The organism is Dyadobacter beijingensis DSM 21582 (assembly GCF_000382205.1).
GTDB classification, from domain to species: domain Bacteria; phylum Bacteroidota; class Bacteroidia; order Cytophagales; family Spirosomataceae; genus Dyadobacter; species Dyadobacter beijingensis.
On record NZ_KB907788.1, the window covers coordinates 564,271 to 580,138 of the forward strand.

Genomic DNA, 15,868 nt, shown 5'->3' on the forward strand with positions numbered 1-15,868 from the left:
TCGTAACATTGTTATAAGCCAAAATTAAATACTGCCTGACGCTGAAAATGCATCATAAACTACTTCGCAGCCGCATTGCGAGGAAAGATTTGCTATGTCCGGATTTTGGCCGATCTGTCCCCGGGAAATCTGTTTCTCAATTCCTAACCAACATCTTTATGCATGTAAAACTACCAACCCACCCATGGGCCCGAATGCTGGTTCTCTTCGCATGGCTCAGCCCGGTATGGCTGTACGGGCAAAATCTCAAAGACGTGACGGGCGTCATCTCCGACAGCCTCACAAAACAGGGCCTCCCCGGCGTGACCGTCGTCGTGAAAGGCACCCAGCGAGGCACCACCACCGACGCCGATGGCAAGTACGCCGTCCAGGCGAGCCCGTCGGATGTGCTGACATTCAGTTATGTAGGTTACCTGATGAAGGAAGTGGCCGTGGGGAACCAGTCGATGATCGAGATCGCATTGCAGCCCAGCACCAATGCGCTCGACGAACTCGTGGTAGTAGGGTACGGTACGATGAAAAAGAGCGACCTCACCGGTGCCGTCATCCGCATTGATGCTAAAACATTCAAAAACCAGCCCATGACGCAGCTCACCGACATGCTCACCGGCACAGTGGCGGGCTTCAATGCCAACCAGGCGACGTCGGCGGCAGGAGGCAGTTCGTTGCAAATACGGGGCCCCAAGTCGCTGACGGCCAATTCGAGCCCGATGGTGGTCATGGACGGCGTGATTTTCAACGGAAGCATTTCCGACATCAACCCGGCCGACATTGAAACGATGGACATCCTGAAAGACGCGAGTTCGGCGGCGGTGTTCGGCGCGCGTGCGGCAGGCGGCGTGATTTTGATTACGACCAAAAAGGGCGCGACGGGCAAGCCGGTGATCAACGTGTCGGCGAATGTGGGTACAGCGCAGACGACGAACGATTTCAAGCCATTCGATAAGGACGGCTACCTGAGCTTCCGCCGTGACCTCCTGCGTGCGACCAATCCTGACCGTCCGGCTTTTTATTATGACAATCCGGGTGCGTTACCGGCGGGCGTTTCGTTGGAACAATGGCGTACTGCGAGTAACAATCCCCAGGCCGACAATACCCAGGAATGGCTGAGCCGCCTTCGCTTTTTTCCCATTGAAACCGAAAATTACCTCGCCGGGAAAACGGTAGACTGGTACAAGGAAGTGATCCGCACCGGCCTCCGCCAGAACTACGACGTGAGCATCGGCGGCGGCTCGCAGAATGTGACCTACTACTGGTCATTGGGCTATCAGAAAAACGAAGGAATCCTGCGCGGCGACCAGTTTTCGACCATCCGCTCGCGCCTCAATGTCGATTTCAAGGTAACCGACTGGCTCAATGTGGGTGTAAACAGCCAGTTTGCCGACCGCGACGAGAGCACTGTGCCCGCCAACCTCGCCCAGATGTTCATCATGAGCCCCTATGGTTCGGTGTTCGATGCGAATGGCGATGTAATGTGGTACCCCAACAGCTTCGCCGTCGCCAACCCGCTGATCAATTATTATGGCCAGGAGCGCATGAAGAAGGTAAATACACTCTTCGCGTCGCTGTATGGGAAGATCAAACTGCCGTTTGGGTTTGACTACAAAATGTCTTTTCAGCCACGCTATGAGGCTTCGAAGGACTACAATTTCTGGTCGTCCAACACGCTCGATGGCGGCTCCACGCGTTCGGGCGGGTATGGCACACGTGCGGACGCTTCCACGTACGAGTACATTCTTGATAACCTTCTCCACTGGAATAAGCAGTTTGGCATTCACCAGTTCGACGTGACGTTGCTGTACAGCGCCGAGCGCAACCGGGGCTGGTATTCCAAAATCGCGAACCAGGGTTTTGTACCAAACGAGAACCTGGGCTTCCACGGATTGCAATACGGAACGAGCCCGGCGATGGAGACGAACGACTCGCAGATTACCGGCGACGCGGCGATGGCGCGGCTAAACTACACCCTGTTTGACAAATACCTGATCACGGCATCGGTCCGCCGCGACGGTTTTTCGGCATTCGGTACCAAGCAGCCGCGGGCGGTCTTCCCGGCGGCGGCCATTGCCTGGAAGATTTCGGAAGAAAAGTTTTTTAACCTCGACTTCGTGAGCCAGATGAAGGTGCGGGCTTCCTGGGGCGTGAATGGTAACCGCGATATCGGTGCCTATTCCGCATTGGCGCAGCTGCTTTCGGCCATGTACTACGATGGTACCAATGTGCAGGTGGGCGTGTACAACACCTCGCTCGCGAACCCCAACCTGGTTTGGGAAAAAACGAAGTCGATCAACCTCGGGATCGACCTGAGCCTGCTTAAAAACCGGATCGACATGAGCCTGGAATATTACGATATGACCACCACAGACCTGCTTATGAAGCGCCTTTTGCCCGAAATCACAGGTTTTAAAGACATTACGACAAACCTCGGCTTGCTGGGCAATAAGGGTTTTGAAATGACGATCAATACCGTAAACAGGGAGTCTGCCAATTTCTCCTGGCGGAGCGGGCTTGTCTTTTCATTTAACCGAAACAAAATCAAGCGGCTATTCGGCGATTACAAGGAAGAAACCGTCGACGGCAAAACCGTGCGCTCCGAGCTGCCCGACTATTCCAACGAATGGTTCCCCGGCCAGGCGATCGACCGGGTGTGGAATTACAATGTGACGGGTATCTGGCAAACCGCCGAGAAGGATGCCGCCGCCGTGTACAAATTGCAGCCCGGCGATTTCAAGGCCGTGGACGTGGACGGCAACGGCAAATACGAGGCATTGATGGACAAGCAGTTTATCGGCTACCGCCAGCCTCGCTTCCGTATTGGGTTGCGCAATGAGTTTACATTCTTCAAAAACTTCACCGCCAGCGTGTTCTTGCGCAGCGAACTGGGCCATATGGCGCCATTCGCGGAAGGTCTGCGCACAGGCGGCTCGGATACGTACGACCGCCGCAATACCAACGACTTTCCCTATTGGACACCCGAGAACCCGACAAACGACTATGCCCGCCTGAACACCAATACCAATGTGTTCGGGGGCGGTATCAAGGTGTATAAAAAGCTGTCGTTCCTGCGTGTGCAGGATGTGAATGTGGGCTATTCGGTCCCTTCCGGTATTGCTAAAAAGCTGAAAGTGAATAATATGCGCGTTTTTGCGTCGGCTCGAAACCTGCTCACGTTCACGAAATGGCCGGGCTGGGACCCCGAAGCCTGGGATAGCGACGGCAACAATGTGCCGATGCCGAAAAACTTCACGGTCGGTTTGAACCTCTCATTGTAATCTGTCATTAACAACTGCATTATGAAAATATTTAAATACCTCATACTGTTTGCATTGCTGCTCTGCCAGACAGCCTGCGACAAGGATTGGCTGAAACCCGAGCCGCTGTCGTTTTTCAGTCCGGAAAACGTGTTCGTAGACAAAGCGGGGATGGAGGCGCTGCTCATCACCATGCGGAAGGACCTCAAAAACGAGAGCACCGGCACGATGCCGAACCTCACGATGGAGTTCGCCGCGTCGGACCTGGCCTCGCCCTGGTCGCAGCTGGATTTTTACAACCTTACGCCCAATACCGACCAATATTATCGCTTCCTGGCGATGTTTACGGTCATGTATTCGTCGATCAAGAACTGTAATGTGCTCATTACCAGAATTGACGATATTAAATGGGCATCCGATGCGGAGCGGAACGCGATCCTGGCGGAAGCGCTCTGGCACCGGGCGTACTGGTATTACCGGCTTGTCAATTCGTATGGGGACGTGCCGTTTCTGAGCGGGGAAATACAGGAGGCCAAACTCGATTTCCAGACCCACAGCCGGTGGACGATTCTGGAAAAAATAAAAACAGACGTGGAGTTTGCCGCGGAACGGCTGCCGGTAGCGGCTAAGTCCGGCGTCATCACCAAAGGCGCAGCAAACCATTTGCTGGCAAAAATTTACCTCGCGAACCTGGAATACGACAAGGCCATCGAGGCAGCCAACAAAGTCATTAACGGCCCGTATGCTTTGATGAACAACCGTTTCGGCGTGGATGCCGCGAAGGCGAACCGTAACCTGATCTGGGACCTGCACCGCGCGAAGAATTTCAGCATTGCGCAGAATACGGAGACGATCCTGGCGGCCATCGACCGCTACGAAGCGCCGCCGGCGGCACGGTCCGTAGGCTTGTACACGATGCGGCTTTACAACTGCCAGTGGTTTCAGCCGCAGGTACTCGACAGCCAGGGCAAGCCGGGAATGGTGGCGAGCGGCCCGATGTACGATTCGCTCGGCCGGGGCAATGCGAATATCCGGCTCACGGGCTATTTTCAATACGATATCTGGGCTTATAAAGGCGCTACATGGCGCAATACCACCGATCTGCGCCGCGCCGATATCAACTGGGTCGATATCCACGAATTGAAATACAACAACCCCGCTTCCGTCGATTTCGGTAAGCCCATTAATACCAAATTCCTCGCAGCGCAGGTGGATACGTTCAAGCACGTGTACGCGATGCCGCATTACATCATGTACAATCCGCAGGACGACCCGAAAGCCACGCCGATGGGCGGCAATGGCGACTGGTACATTTTCCGCCTCGCCGAAACGTACCTGCTCCGCGCAGAGGCCTACTTCTGGAAAAACCAGCTCGCGTTGGCGGCCGACGATATTAATAAAGTGCGGACAAGGGCCAAAGCATTACCCGTTTCGGCCGGCGAAGTGACGATCGATTTTATCCTGCACGAGCGCGCCCGCGAGCTTTTTGCCGAGGAACCGCGGCATTCGGAGCTGGTGCGTATTTCGTACATCATGGCCAAAGCCGGACTGAATGGATATAGCCTGAGCAATTTCAGCGAAAAGAACTATTACTTCGACCGGGTGATGCGCTATAACAATACCTACGAGAAGAAGATCCAGCTGCTGGGTAACACGGCGAATATGGCGCCATTCCACGCATTGTGGCCGATTCCCTCGCTGGTGATCACGGCCAATACAAAAGGGGTGATCAACCAGAATGTCGGTTACGACGGCGCCGACAGGAACGTGCCGCCGCTGACGAAGATTGAATAGGATGTTTTTGAATACAAAAAAAGGGGTGCTGCTCAATGCAGTACCCCTTTTTGCGGTTTGTGATGGATCAATAGTCGACCGGTTTTTTTGAAATATAAAGCGTACCGCGGTAATCTTTGTCGCCGCAAAAATCCACTTTGCCGTTTTTGTCGCAGAGCGGGGCCGAAGCCGTAATATGCAGGCGAGACTTACCGTCGAAATACACGCTGCTTAGCTGATGCTTCCACGGAAGTCCTATTCGCCGCCCGCTTTCCGATTTGACGCCGAGATCCTCGGAATTGCCGAAGGAATCGTACACTTTATCGATGGAAAAACGGATACCGTTGCCGGAATGCGCGAAGTTGATGGGCTTTTTCATGTCCAGATAATCAGCCGAACGCGCCAGCTTTTGCCATTTAATGCCGCCGTCGACGCTAAAATAGTAGGGCCGTGACGCGTACCTGTTGCCGGGATCGGCGGTAGTGCTGGTTTCGGTATCGAGCACAAACAGCGTGTCGTTGCGCGAAGTGAAGCCGGCCAGCCCGATGCCGGTATTGTAGTCGGCCTGGTTCCAGGTTTTGCCGCGGTCGTTGGTATAGTAAATGCGGAAACGGTCGGTAATGAGCAATGTGCCGTCGATATCGCCGTAAACCGCCTGTATTTCCCGGTTGTCGGGCGCACGGAGAATGTACCAGTCGGGGTGCTGCATTTCGAAGCCCTGGTCTGGTGCAGGGGTTGGATTTTCGTCTTTTTTACAGGAAAACAGCAGGATGAATGCTGCTGCGGCAAGTAAGATTTGTTTCATGAAGGGGCAGGATATCAGGTGAGTGTATTATAACGGTTACAATTTATCTTTTAAACCAATTCATATTTAAACTGGATATTAAATAATCGTTAACTTCTCACAAATTGCTTTCCTGCCAGCCTGTTATTCCGATGTCAGCCGAAGCAAATCTGAAAAAGCCAGCCGGTAATTCAGCTGCGCCGCCAGCAAATCTGCCTCGGATTTGGCGAGCAGCGAGCGGGTATTGAGCAGGTCCGCTTCGAGGTTCAGTCCGGAGGCTTGCTTGTCGGTTTGAACTTTCAATTCTTCGGTACGGTATTTCACGGCTTTTTCGGCCACGGCGATCAGCGCGGTTGCTTGTGTGAGCTTGCGGTACGTTTTGGCCACATCGTTTTTGACCTGATTTTGGGTATTAATCAAATTTTCGCGTGCCTGTTCGCTCAGGAAATGCCGCTGGCGGATTACTTCCCGGTTTGCGATCAGGTCCTGGATGTTCCATTTCAGCTGCGCGCCGAGGAATGGGTTGTTGTTCGGAAAGAGCAGGTTACCGGTCTGGTAGGAGTAGCCTGCTACCAGGCCGACGTCGGGGAGGTTGCTCTGCTCGGCGGCTCGGATGGCTTTCTGGGTTTTGATCTCCGTCAGGTTAGCAATTTTAATATCGTTGTTGGAAATCGCGGCATTCGCCTGGTAGCTGTCCAATGGTCCTGGGGCACCGATGGGCGGCGCGCCGGGCGTCGGACTACCGGGCGTACCGGCGAGGGTAATGCTGTCGGCTTCGATGCCCGTCAGCTGTTTCAGGTCTGCCATGTAATCGTCCGTCTGAATCTGAAGTTTCAGCAGGTTCTGCTCCTCATCGGCGATGTTGGCTTGCAGGCCGGCTTTGTTCACGTCGAGGGTTTTGCCCGAAAGTAATGCGCTTTCCACATCGTAGAGCCGCATTTGCGCGAGGCGGATCTTTGCATTTGCTTCTTCCTGCTGTTTTTCCGTAATGAGCAGGCCGTAATACAGTTTCTCAATGGCCTGCGTGATTTGCAGCGAGGCTCTGGATTGTTCCTTGCGCGCCAGTTCCGCATCCGTTTGCGCCACTTCAATGCCCGTTCTGATCTTTCCGAGCTGGGTAATGGGCTGGTAGACCGTCACGCCCGCATTGAAATTGTGGTGTTTACCCAAAGGAAAAGTTTTTTGCTCGTTGGGCAGCTGAATGTTTGTCCCGCCAAGCGGCAATGCGCCGAACGAACCCTGTTCGATCACGAGCGAACCCAGGTTCACATTGTACTGGTAGGATGAACTCACCGAGGCGACGGGGTAGCGCTTGATGCGGTCCTCGGCTACCTTCGCCTCCTTCTCGGCTACCTGCAGCTTGCGCACATTGAGCAAGTGGTTGTTCTGCAAAGCCAGCTCCACGGCACGGTCGAGCGTGAGCGGCTGCGCCTGCTGCGCGTACGTGCGGATGAGCGGAAGCGCGAGAAGGAATAGTATGGGAAGAAACGGCTTAGTTTTCATGGTGTTCAGCAACTGGGGTTACCATCAGGTCTTTTTTGTCGTGTGGTTTGATCATCGCGATGTACAGCACCGGCACTGTCAGCAATGCCATCACCATCGACCATATCACACCGACGGCGATCACGCTCGCGAGCGGGCTCCACATGGGCGAGCCCGAAAGGATCATCGGCAGCACACCGATGGCCGCCGCCATGGCGGTAAGGAATATAGGCCGTAGCCGCCGCTTACCCGATTCGATGGCGGCCGTGCGGATGTCCATGCCGTGGCCGAGGAGCTCGTTGGTATGGTCCACGAGAATAATCGCATTCCGCACCACGATACCCGACAGGCTGATTAACCCTACAAATGCCGTGAATCCGAAGTTGTTATGGGTTATGTACAGGCCGATAAGCGCCCCGAATAGGCTGAGCGGGATGGTGAGCATGACCAGCATCGCCTCTTTCAGGCTGCGGAACTGGAACAGCAGGATGAAGAAGATCAGTACGAGGCTGATCGCCAGCACCACCATCATCTGGCTGAACGTCTCGTTTTTATTGAACTGCTCACCGCCATATTCGATGCGGTAGCCGGCAGGCAGGGGCAAGTCGGCAATTTTGGGGCTTATTTCCTTCACAAGGTCGGCCGGGAGCACGTCGCCTTCCGTTTCGCTCAGGACCGTGAGCGTTCGCACGCCGTTGCGGTGCATGATCTTACCTGTCTGCCATTGCGGTTTCAGGTCGGCGATCTGGCGGAGCGGCACGCTGGCATCGGTCACGGGCGACGAAATATAGGTGTTTTCGAGGTTGTCGGACGACTGCCGGTTCTGTTCGTCGAGCCGGAAAACGATATCCAGCGGATTGTTGCCCTCGTACATGGTCGACACGGGGGCGCCGTTGAAACCCGTGTAGATCATTTGTGAAATGCTGCCGGTTGTGAAGCCGAGCTTGTTGGCCTCGTCCTTAAGCTGGATGCTGATACCGTAATAGTCCTCCCTGAAATCCGACCGGACCATCGTGCTGCCATTGGCCTTCTGAACAATATCCAGCACTTGTGCGCCAATGGCTTTCAAATGCGTGATGTCGTCTCCTACAATGCGTACTTCCACGGGCGATTTATAAGGTGACCCCTGTTGCATCAGTTTCACTTCCGGCGAACCTTCCGGGATGAGGGCAGCCAGTTTGCCGTCCAGATCGCGGGCAAATTCTTCGGCAGTTTGATCATCCGTCGTATTGATGAGGATCTGGGCATAATTGGTGACGGGTACCTCTGGCGAGAAATTGTAATAGAACCTGGGAGCGCTGGTGCCTGTGAAAGTCGCGTAGGAAGTGACGCGCGGGTCGCCTTTGACGAGCTTTTCAGCTTTGAGAATGGCCTGGCTGGTTTGATCGAGTTTGGTGCCCGTCGGCATCCATAGTTCTATTACAAACTGATTACGCTCCGCCGCGGGAAAGAATTTTTGTTTAATTCCCTGATAGACAAAACCGGACAGCACGACGGTGATTAGACTGACGCCGATGGTCAGGCCGGAATGCCTGACGCACCATTCCAGGGCCGAGTTATAGCCGTTTTGCATGCGATCGAGCAGGCTGACACGCTTTTTCCGGTCGGCGTTTTCCGCACTATGGTCGTGCAGCCCTTTCTTAATGAACGTGTAGCAGAGAAGCGGGGTCAGGATCATCGCGACGATAAACGAAGCGGCCAGCGCGATGGTGACGGTAATGGGCAATGTATGGATGAACTCGCCCACCGAGCCGGTCAGGATCACCATCGGCATGAACGAGGCGATGATGGTAACGGTGGCGGCCAGTACCGGGATGACCAGGTCGGTGGCGCTGCGCCAGGCTGCCGTCCAGCGGTCTATGCCTTCGTCCAGCAATTCCACATAGTTATCGGCGATGACAATGGCGTCGTCCACCACCATGCCCAGCACGACGATCAGGCCGGCCAGTGAAACCTGGTGCAGCTCGATGGAGAATGCATTCAGCAGGGCAAACGTTACCGCGATCGTCATCGGGATCGCCATCGCGGCCACGGCGGCAATGCGCAATGGCAGGAGCAGGATTACCACGACGACCACCGAAAAAATGGCCAGGAAGAATTCCCGGATAAAGTGCGTAATATTTTCGTCCACCAGATGCGGCTGGTTTACAATCGTCGTCAGTTTCACATCCGATGGCAGCCGCTTTTCTGTTTCGGCGAGTTTTGCGGCCACTTCTTCGCCGAATTTCACGATGTTGTTGCCTTCCTGCATCTGGATCGCCAGCATCATCGCATTATTACCGTTGACCGTCGTTTTGCTCGTCGGTTCGGTGTATTCGCGTTTAACCTGAGCCATGTCGCCGACCCGGATCAGCTCGCCGGTTTGAGTAGCGCCGACAATCTGGTTGGCAATTTCATTTTCGGTGCTGAAATAGCCGGATGTATAGAGCGGCGTCTGACTGGTGGCCGTCTTGATATCGCCCGTCGGGCTGATCACATTCTGCGATTGCAGCACCTGGATCACCTGCGATAGCCTCACATTGTATTGCGACAGCTTTTCGGAGCTGCAGGTAACGGTGATCTGCTCTTTTTGCTCGCCGATGCGCTTGATCTTCGAAACCGATTTAACGGTCCTGAGCACATCTTCGAGCTTTTGGGTATAATCCCGCAACTGGGCATAAGTGGCCTTGTTGCTTTCAATGCCGATTACAAGCGCCTCGGTATCGCCGAAATCGGAGTTCACGATCGGGCCGCGGACGCCTTTTGGAAAATCGACCTGACGCGCCACCAGCAGCTGGTGACGCAGCTTGCTCCAGAATACGTCCGGGTTTTTGACATTTTCACCCAGCTCCACATTCACGACCACCATGCCGTCCTGCGAGGTAGAGTAGGTTTTTTCCTTGCGGATTTCTTCAAACTGGAAAAGATATTGTTCCAGTTTCCTGGTCACCTGGTCCTCCACCTGGGCCGAATTGGCGCCCGGAAAAAAGGCGAGCACAAGGCCCTGCCTCACGGTAATTTTCGGGTCTTCGCGCCTCGGCATGTTCAGGAGCGAGTAAACGCCCACCGCGAATACCAGCAGCAATACCGACAGCGTCACCTGCGGATATTTCAGGGATGATTTGACGAAGTTCATAATGCAGCTTATTGGGTGATGGAAATGGCCGTACCGTCGGTAAGCTTATGCTGTCCGCCCGTCACGACGCGGTCGTTTTCGGAAATGCCCGAGGTAATTTCGATCTGGTTGTCGGTCAGCTGGCCGAGGCTTACCTTCCGTTTCAATGCGATCCTGCGGTCGGTATCGGCCACGAATACGTAGCTTTGGTTGTCGAGGTCGTGCAGGACGGCCTCGGTAGGGAGTACCAATGCTTTTTTCGACTGGTTGGATGCCATTGTTACTTCGGCGATCATGCCGGGTCGGATAAGCAGCTTCGGGTTGTTCAGTACGATTTTAATGGTAAATGCCCGTGAAGCCGCGTCGGCCGCCGAGCCCACCTCCGTCACTTTGCCGGTAAATGTCTCGCTCAGTGAAGAAACCAGTACTTTCGCTTCCTGGCCAAGTTTGATATTGTGCAATTCACTTTCGGGGATATACGCATTCACTTTCACCGTGCGGATGTCCGACACGACGAACAGCGGCGTGCCCACGCCGACGATCTCGCCCACCTCGGCCATCTTTTTGAGCATTACCCCGCTGATGGGCGCGTAAAGCCTCGTGTCGGACAGGTTTTTGGCATGCAGCTTCTCCTGCGCACGTGCCTGTTGCAGCCCGAAGCCAACCTTGGCGAAATCGCTCTCGCTCAGGCTCCGACGGTCGTGCATGACTTTCAGTCGGTCGTATTCGTCCTGAACCTGAGCTACTTGTACGTCGGCTAGTTCTTTGGCAATGCTGTAATTGCCGGGGTCGAGGCTCGACAGCAACTGGCCTTGCTTCACCAGCTGTCCTTCCGCGGCGGCGATGTAGTTGATCTTTCCGCCGACGAGGAAACCGAGGCGGACGGTCTTGTTGCCTTCGATATTCCCGCTGACGGAGATCTGGTTGTTGGCGGTAATGTTGCGGGCTTGCCGTGTCACGACGGGCAGCGGCTTTTCGACGGATTTGGCCTGATCGCCGGATTTGTTGCAGCCGGAAAGCGCGGCTATCAGGAGAGTGAGATAGATAGAATTGCTTTTCATAGAATGGACGTTAGGCAATGCTTTTGATCTATACCAAAAAGTAACCCTAACATACTGAATTCGTACCTTATCCCCGCCATTCGCAGCCGGATTTCGGCTGGGCTTCGCCGGGTTTAAACCCAAACCCGCCTGATGTGTAGTCGGTTACACGTACGGCCCGACGTATAGTAGTTTTGAAATGTCAAACGACTACTACACATTATTTAACTAAATCAATTCCATGAAAACTTTCAGATTACTGACCATCCTATCCGTTTTAAGCATCGCTGTCCTGACTGGTTGCAGCAAAAAAAGCGACGACGTGAACCCCGACCCGGCAACCGGCAAGGCGGGTTTCAAGGTGAAGGTGGATGGCAAAGAGTATGCTCCCGATTATTCTTACGCATTAGCCAGCTTCCCGGCCAACGACCTTTACTACGCCATCTACGGCCTGGATAGCAAAACGACCGACATCGTGGCTATTGCATTGCCCAAGACGGTGAAAGAAGGCACATTCCCGATCAATGCGGTGAATTTTGCCGTGATGACTTTCGATAAACAGGATTTTTCGACGATCAACGGAGGCAGCGGCACCATCACGATCACAAAAAGGACCGATGCCAATATCCAGGGCACGTTCAGCCTGACGGCCGTGGACGCGACGGGCACCAAAAGCCGCACGCTGACGGACGGCAGTTTCAACGTGAATGTTCGCTAGATCGCACAATTTCAGCCATCCGGCCCGCGCTATCCATCCAACGATCACCGCTATTGATATGAACACTTTTACCCCGTTTAGTCCGGTTAAGGACGAGGCCAGCCCCGCACCGGCACAGCTATCGGTGCATTTCATGGGGAGGGTGCTGACGATCCGCGCGGAACAGATCACATTCCTCGAAGGCGATGGCAATTACACGTACGTATATACCTGTGCGGGCACGCGTTACCTTGTCTGTAAAACCCTGAAATCGCTTGCCTGCAAGCTGGACGACAACTTTATCCGTGTCCACAAATCATTTCTCGTGAACTCCAATTACGTGATCGGCTGCGCCGTAGACGGGCGCGCGCTCAAAATGCGCTGCGGCAACGAGGCAGTAGTAAGCCGACGTAAAACCAAGGAAATCATCAGCATATTTGCCGACCCCACGCGGCGTATCAGGGCGTAAGCAATGCCTTTTCGCGGATCATTTTTACCAATGCGTCGGAAATTTTGGCATGGCCGGAGGCTTTGATATGGCCGTCGACCGGATAATAGTCATGAGCGCTGAGCAGCTCGTCGGTGTGCAGGAAATACAGATGTGCATCGCCGGGCTGCCGGCCTTCGGCTTCGAAAGCGCGGATCATTTCCGGGCGTGTATACCTGCCATCGAGATGCAGCACGATGATGTTGCCCTGGTAGTAGCGGCGGATTTTTGCCAATGACTTATAGAAATACCCGGTGTGCAAACGCGTTTCTTCGGGCGTCTTAATGTCCGGCGGCGTCACCACGGCGTGTTGTTCGCCTTTGACCCAAGCCGAAAGCGCGCCTCCGATTTCTCCGAATACCTGTAACGGGCTCGTCCAGATGCGTTTCAACAAGTCTTTTTCCCGAACGAAGAAGTAAGTGAAGCGCATCGGATAATAGGTTTCATTGATCCGGTTAAAAACGGCCGTATTGTCGAATGTCGCCGGCGTGAGCAGCTGGCCCTGGTTGGCAGGCTCGTTGCGCGCCTGGTTTTCTTCGAGATCGTTGTCGCAGTATTGCAGCACCAGCAGCCGGCAGGAATCCCTTTTAATTTTTGAAAAAAGCAGCATTTCCCGGTAGGTGCCGTAAGATGAAATGCCTGCGTTCAGCGTTTTCACGCCCAGCTTACGGCCCGTCTGATCGGCGTAGGTCTGGTCCTGGTCCACGCCCCAGCCCATTGTGAACGAATCGCCGACGAACACCAGTTTCGGGTTTTCGAGTGAAGCCTCGTCGTCGCGTACGCCGAAGCTGTTGATTTTAAATGCATTGCTGTATTCCAGGCTCGAATGCACGTCATCTGCGCCGGGGCGGAGCCGGTAGCCCAGGTCGGGGGAATAGCTGCTGAAATGGCGGTTGAACTGGATCACATCGCGGTAATTGACCCATTTGGACAGTACGCCCACCTCGTGCCGGTCGGCATTTGTGTTGACTTCAATAGTGTGACGTATGTATAGGTACGAAGCGGTTTCGAGCCCTGCGGCAGTCAGCAATGCGGCCCAGAAAGGTAGTTTGAACAAACGGATAACCGCCCAGATGAAGAGGACGAACGCAACGGGCACCAATCCCTTGAAAAACACAATGGTGGCGATGAAGTGTGTGAAAAGTTGCCAGCGGTACACCGTGATGGCGAGGAGCAGATACCCGGCGAATACGGATATCAGCCCAATTTGTCTGTGGGTCATACAACTACTCAAATGAATTCAGGACGGCCAATCCAGCCGGTTTTATATCAACATGACACACAAAAAAGGCATTATGTTATCAAAAATCTCTTATTTTTTTATCAAATATTTATAATTAATTGATTTTCTGGTCGATACTGATTATTAAATGTAAAAAACGGGTTACACTTGCGCATAACCCGTTCCGGTGTAGTAGTATGTTGAAAATCTATTTCAGCGCTTCGCGGATCGCGGCGCCGGCTTGCAGCAGCGCACCTTGCACGGCGGGCACGTGGGCGAGGGGGTTCAGCAGGCCGTAGTCGTGGATGAGGCCCTGGTATCTTGCCAAAGTGGTTTTCACGCCGGCGGCCTCGAGTTTGCGGGCATAAGCTTCGCCTTCGTCGCGGAGGACGTCGTTTTCAGCGGTTTGCACGAGGGCAGGAGGCAGGCCTTGCAGCTGTTGGGCAGTTGCTTGAAGCGGTGATGCGTAGCGGTGTTTTCTTTCTTCGGGATCGGTGGTGTAGTTGTCCCAGAACCATTTCATCATGTTTTTGGTCAGGAAGCGGCCTTCGGCAAACTGGTTGTAGGATACAGTTTCAAAATTGGCGTCGGTAACGGGCCAGAGCAGTACCTGCAATTTGATTTCAGGGCCATTGTCATCTTTGGCTTTCAGCGCGGTAACCGCGGCCATATCCCCGCCGACGCTGTTACCAGCCACTGCGAGCCTGGTCCCATCTACATTGATTTCGTCGCCATGTGCGGCCACCCATTTGGTTGCGGCATAAATTTCGTTGATCGCCACGGGGTATTTGGCTTCGGGCGATGGTGTGTAGTTTACGAAAACAGCCGCTGCACCGGAATACACGACGAGGTCGCGGACAATGCGTTTGTGGGTAGGGAAATCGCCAAGGACCCAGCCGCCGCCGTGGATGAAGATGAACACCGGCAGTTTCTCGGTGGTACCGGCCGGCTTCACGATATCCAGTTTCACGGTGATGCCGTCTTGTGTAATGGTTTTTTCGCTGGTTTCAATGCCCGACAAATCCACTTCCACCGATTTCTGTGCGCCTACGAGCACATTGCGTGCATCAGCGGGCGACAATTGTTCTAGCGGGGTACCGCCGCCGGAGTTCAATGCATTGAGGAAAGTTTTTACATCTTCAAAAATAGCAGGGTCGTTGGCGGGGTCGATGATATTCAGAGTTTCCATGATCTTAAAAGGTTTTGAGATTTAATATTCGTTTTGTCTTGCTGTGCTTGATTTGATATGACAAAACTAGACCTGCCAAAGATCGGAAACATTAACCTAGGTTAAGAAAGGTGGGGGTGGAGGAAATTTTTTTGGGTCATTGGGAAGCGGGTTTTGTGATCAGGAACGACATGCTAATCGTATACCCTTGTCGGAAAATACTCCGCCTGACTTCATCGCCCGTTGACAGCTTATATCCCTTTGCAAAAGTGTTGCCCATATTTCGGTGGTATTCCGCCGACAGGCCTATTCTCTTCCATTGCAAACCGATTTCACCTGAGATTCCGGGATTGATGCGGTTATACCCTTGCGCATTCCAGTGAAAGCTGCTGTTATCGTTTCGTTTTTCCCCGTACCCGACAAAGTAGTATGTCAGAACACCCATACCGGCAAATGCCTTGACAGCCGATCGCTGGGACAAATAGGCACGCAAACCCAGCGCCAGCCAAGCCGTGTGATGAAGTTCTTTTTGCAGGTAATCCAAATGGCTGCAATTGCAAAGCGTGTTGGTCGGAACATTTTGGATGCTGTAACGGATCTTTGGTACAACGGACAGTCTGTTCTTTACAAATTTTTCACCATACACACCTAGTTCCACCGAATATCTGGAATTGAAGTTCCCGGGAGCGCCGGAAGATCCGCCAGGACCCTTGACTTTCCTCTGATAATAGTCCGTCCCATATCCGGCGTGAATCCCGATATGAAATGGCTTCCGGTTTTGACCGACTACATCGTTGATGATCAGCGAAAGTAAAGCGAGCACGAGAGCCAGTTTGCAGGTTGTTCCCTTTTTCATGTTGGTTTGCTGAT

The 15,868-nt window shown here is 53.7% G+C and carries 11 protein-coding genes; 4 read left to right on the forward strand and 7 right to left on the reverse strand.

Annotated elements, in window-relative coordinates; genetic code table 11:
- Positions 1–194 precede the first annotated feature (194 nt).
- Together H144_RS0115865 and H144_RS0115870 are read left to right on the forward strand one after the other, a co-directional pair.
- Positions 195–3,272, forward strand: coding sequence for a SusC/RagA family TonB-linked outer membrane protein (locus H144_RS0115865; RefSeq protein WP_019943070.1), 3,078 nt, complete (start codon positions 195–197; stop codon positions 3,270–3,272).
- 21 nt (positions 3,273–3,293) lie between these two features.
- Positions 3,294–5,045, forward strand: a complete 1,752-nt coding sequence (locus H144_RS0115870; protein WP_019943071.1) for a RagB/SusD family nutrient uptake outer membrane protein — start codon at positions 3,294–3,296, stop codon at positions 5,043–5,045.
- 67 nt (positions 5,046–5,112) lie between these two features.
- Here the strand turns inward: H144_RS0115870 and H144_RS0115875 are convergent, their stop codons facing one another.
- The 4 genes from H144_RS0115875 to H144_RS0115890 all read right to left on the reverse strand — a co-directional run bounded on the left by H144_RS0115875 (position 5,113) and on the right by H144_RS0115890 (position 11,445).
- A complete protein-coding gene (locus H144_RS0115875; RefSeq protein WP_019943072.1) occupies positions 5,113–5,829 on the reverse strand; it encodes a hypothetical protein in 717 nt (238 codons plus the stop codon).
- Positions 5,830–5,952: 123 nt separating this feature from the next.
- Positions 5,953–7,311 carry a TolC family protein gene (locus H144_RS0115880; RefSeq protein WP_019943073.1) on the reverse strand — a complete coding sequence of 453 codons (1,359 nt, stop codon included), beginning with the start codon at positions 7,309–7,311 and terminating at the stop codon, positions 5,953–5,955.
- A complete protein-coding gene (locus tag H144_RS0115885) occupies positions 7,301–10,405 on the reverse strand; it encodes an efflux RND transporter permease subunit (protein ID WP_019943074.1) in 3,105 nt (1,034 codons plus the stop codon). Before H144_RS0115885 ends, H144_RS0115880 begins: the two co-directional genes overlap by 11 nt.
- An 8-nt stretch (positions 10,406–10,413) precedes the next feature.
- Positions 10,414–11,445: an efflux RND transporter periplasmic adaptor subunit gene (locus tag H144_RS0115890; protein ID WP_019943075.1), complete on the reverse strand. Its 1,032-nt coding sequence runs from the start codon at positions 11,443–11,445 to the stop codon at positions 10,414–10,416.
- Between the two features lie 220 nt (positions 11,446–11,665).
- On the opposite strand from H144_RS0115890, the gene H144_RS0115895 reads away from it, so the two are divergent.
- Positions 11,666–12,142: a DUF6252 domain-containing protein gene (locus tag H144_RS0115895; RefSeq protein ID WP_019943076.1), complete on the forward strand. Its 477-nt coding sequence runs from the start codon at positions 11,666–11,668 to the stop codon at positions 12,140–12,142.
- Positions 12,143–12,200: 58 nt separating this feature from the next.
- On the forward strand, positions 12,201–12,590 hold the full coding sequence (locus H144_RS32005; protein WP_019943077.1) for a LytR/AlgR family response regulator transcription factor: 390 nt from the start codon (positions 12,201–12,203) through the stop codon (positions 12,588–12,590).
- Here H144_RS32005 and H144_RS0115905 read toward each other — a convergent pair.
- The 3 genes from H144_RS0115905 to H144_RS0115915 all read right to left on the reverse strand — a co-directional run bounded on the left by H144_RS0115905 (position 12,580) and on the right by H144_RS0115915 (position 15,854).
- Positions 12,580–13,830: an SGNH/GDSL hydrolase family protein gene (locus tag H144_RS0115905; protein ID WP_019943078.1), complete on the reverse strand. Its 1,251-nt coding sequence runs from the start codon at positions 13,828–13,830 to the stop codon at positions 12,580–12,582. The genes H144_RS32005 and H144_RS0115905 overlap by 11 nt on opposite strands.
- Positions 13,831–14,038: 208 nt before the next feature.
- Positions 14,039–15,019 (reverse strand): alpha/beta hydrolase, encoded by a 981-nt coding sequence (locus H144_RS0115910; RefSeq protein WP_019943079.1) that lies wholly within the window; start codon positions 15,017–15,019, stop codon positions 14,039–14,041.
- 136 nt (positions 15,020–15,155) lie between these two features.
- Positions 15,156–15,854 (reverse strand): hypothetical protein, encoded by a 699-nt coding sequence (locus tag H144_RS0115915; protein WP_019943080.1) that lies wholly within the window; start codon positions 15,852–15,854, stop codon positions 15,156–15,158.
- Positions 15,855–15,868 lie beyond the last annotated feature (14 nt).

Excerpts from the sequence above, each read along its gene's own strand:
- H144_RS0115865 (WP_019943070.1), top strand. The coding sequence starts at position 195 with ATGCTGGTTCTCTTCGCATGGCTCAGCCCGGTATGGCTGTACGGGCAA.
- H144_RS0115895 (WP_019943076.1), top strand. The coding sequence starts at position 11,666 with ATGAAAACTTTCAGATTACTGACCATCCTATCCGTTTTAAGCATCGCT.
- H144_RS0115885 (WP_019943074.1), bottom strand. The coding sequence starts at position 10,405 with ATGAACTTCGTCAAATCATCCCTGAAATATCCGCAGGTGACGCTGTCG.
- H144_RS0115880 (WP_019943073.1), bottom strand. The coding sequence starts at position 7,311 with ATGAAAACTAAGCCGTTTCTTCCCATACTATTCCTTCTCGCGCTTCCG.
- H144_RS0115875 (WP_019943072.1), bottom strand. The coding sequence starts at position 5,829 with ATGAAACAAATCTTACTTGCCGCAGCAGCATTCATCCTGCTGTTTTCC.
- H144_RS0115890 (WP_019943075.1), bottom strand. The coding sequence starts at position 11,445 with ATGAAAAGCAATTCTATCTATCTCACTCTCCTGATAGCCGCGCTTTCC.
- H144_RS0115905 (WP_019943078.1), bottom strand. The coding sequence starts at position 13,830 with ATGACCCACAGACAAATTGGGCTGATATCCGTATTCGCCGGGTATCTG.
- H144_RS0115910 (WP_019943079.1), bottom strand. The coding sequence starts at position 15,019 with ATGGAAACTCTGAATATCATCGACCCCGCCAACGACCCTGCTATTTTT.
- H144_RS32005 (WP_019943077.1), top strand. The coding sequence starts at position 12,201 with ATGAACACTTTTACCCCGTTTAGTCCGGTTAAGGACGAGGCCAGCCCC.
- H144_RS0115915 (WP_019943080.1), bottom strand. The coding sequence starts at position 15,854 with ATGAAAAAGGGAACAACCTGCAAACTGGCTCTCGTGCTCGCTTTACTT.
- H144_RS0115870 (WP_019943071.1), top strand. The coding sequence starts at position 3,294 with ATGAAAATATTTAAATACCTCATACTGTTTGCATTGCTGCTCTGCCAG.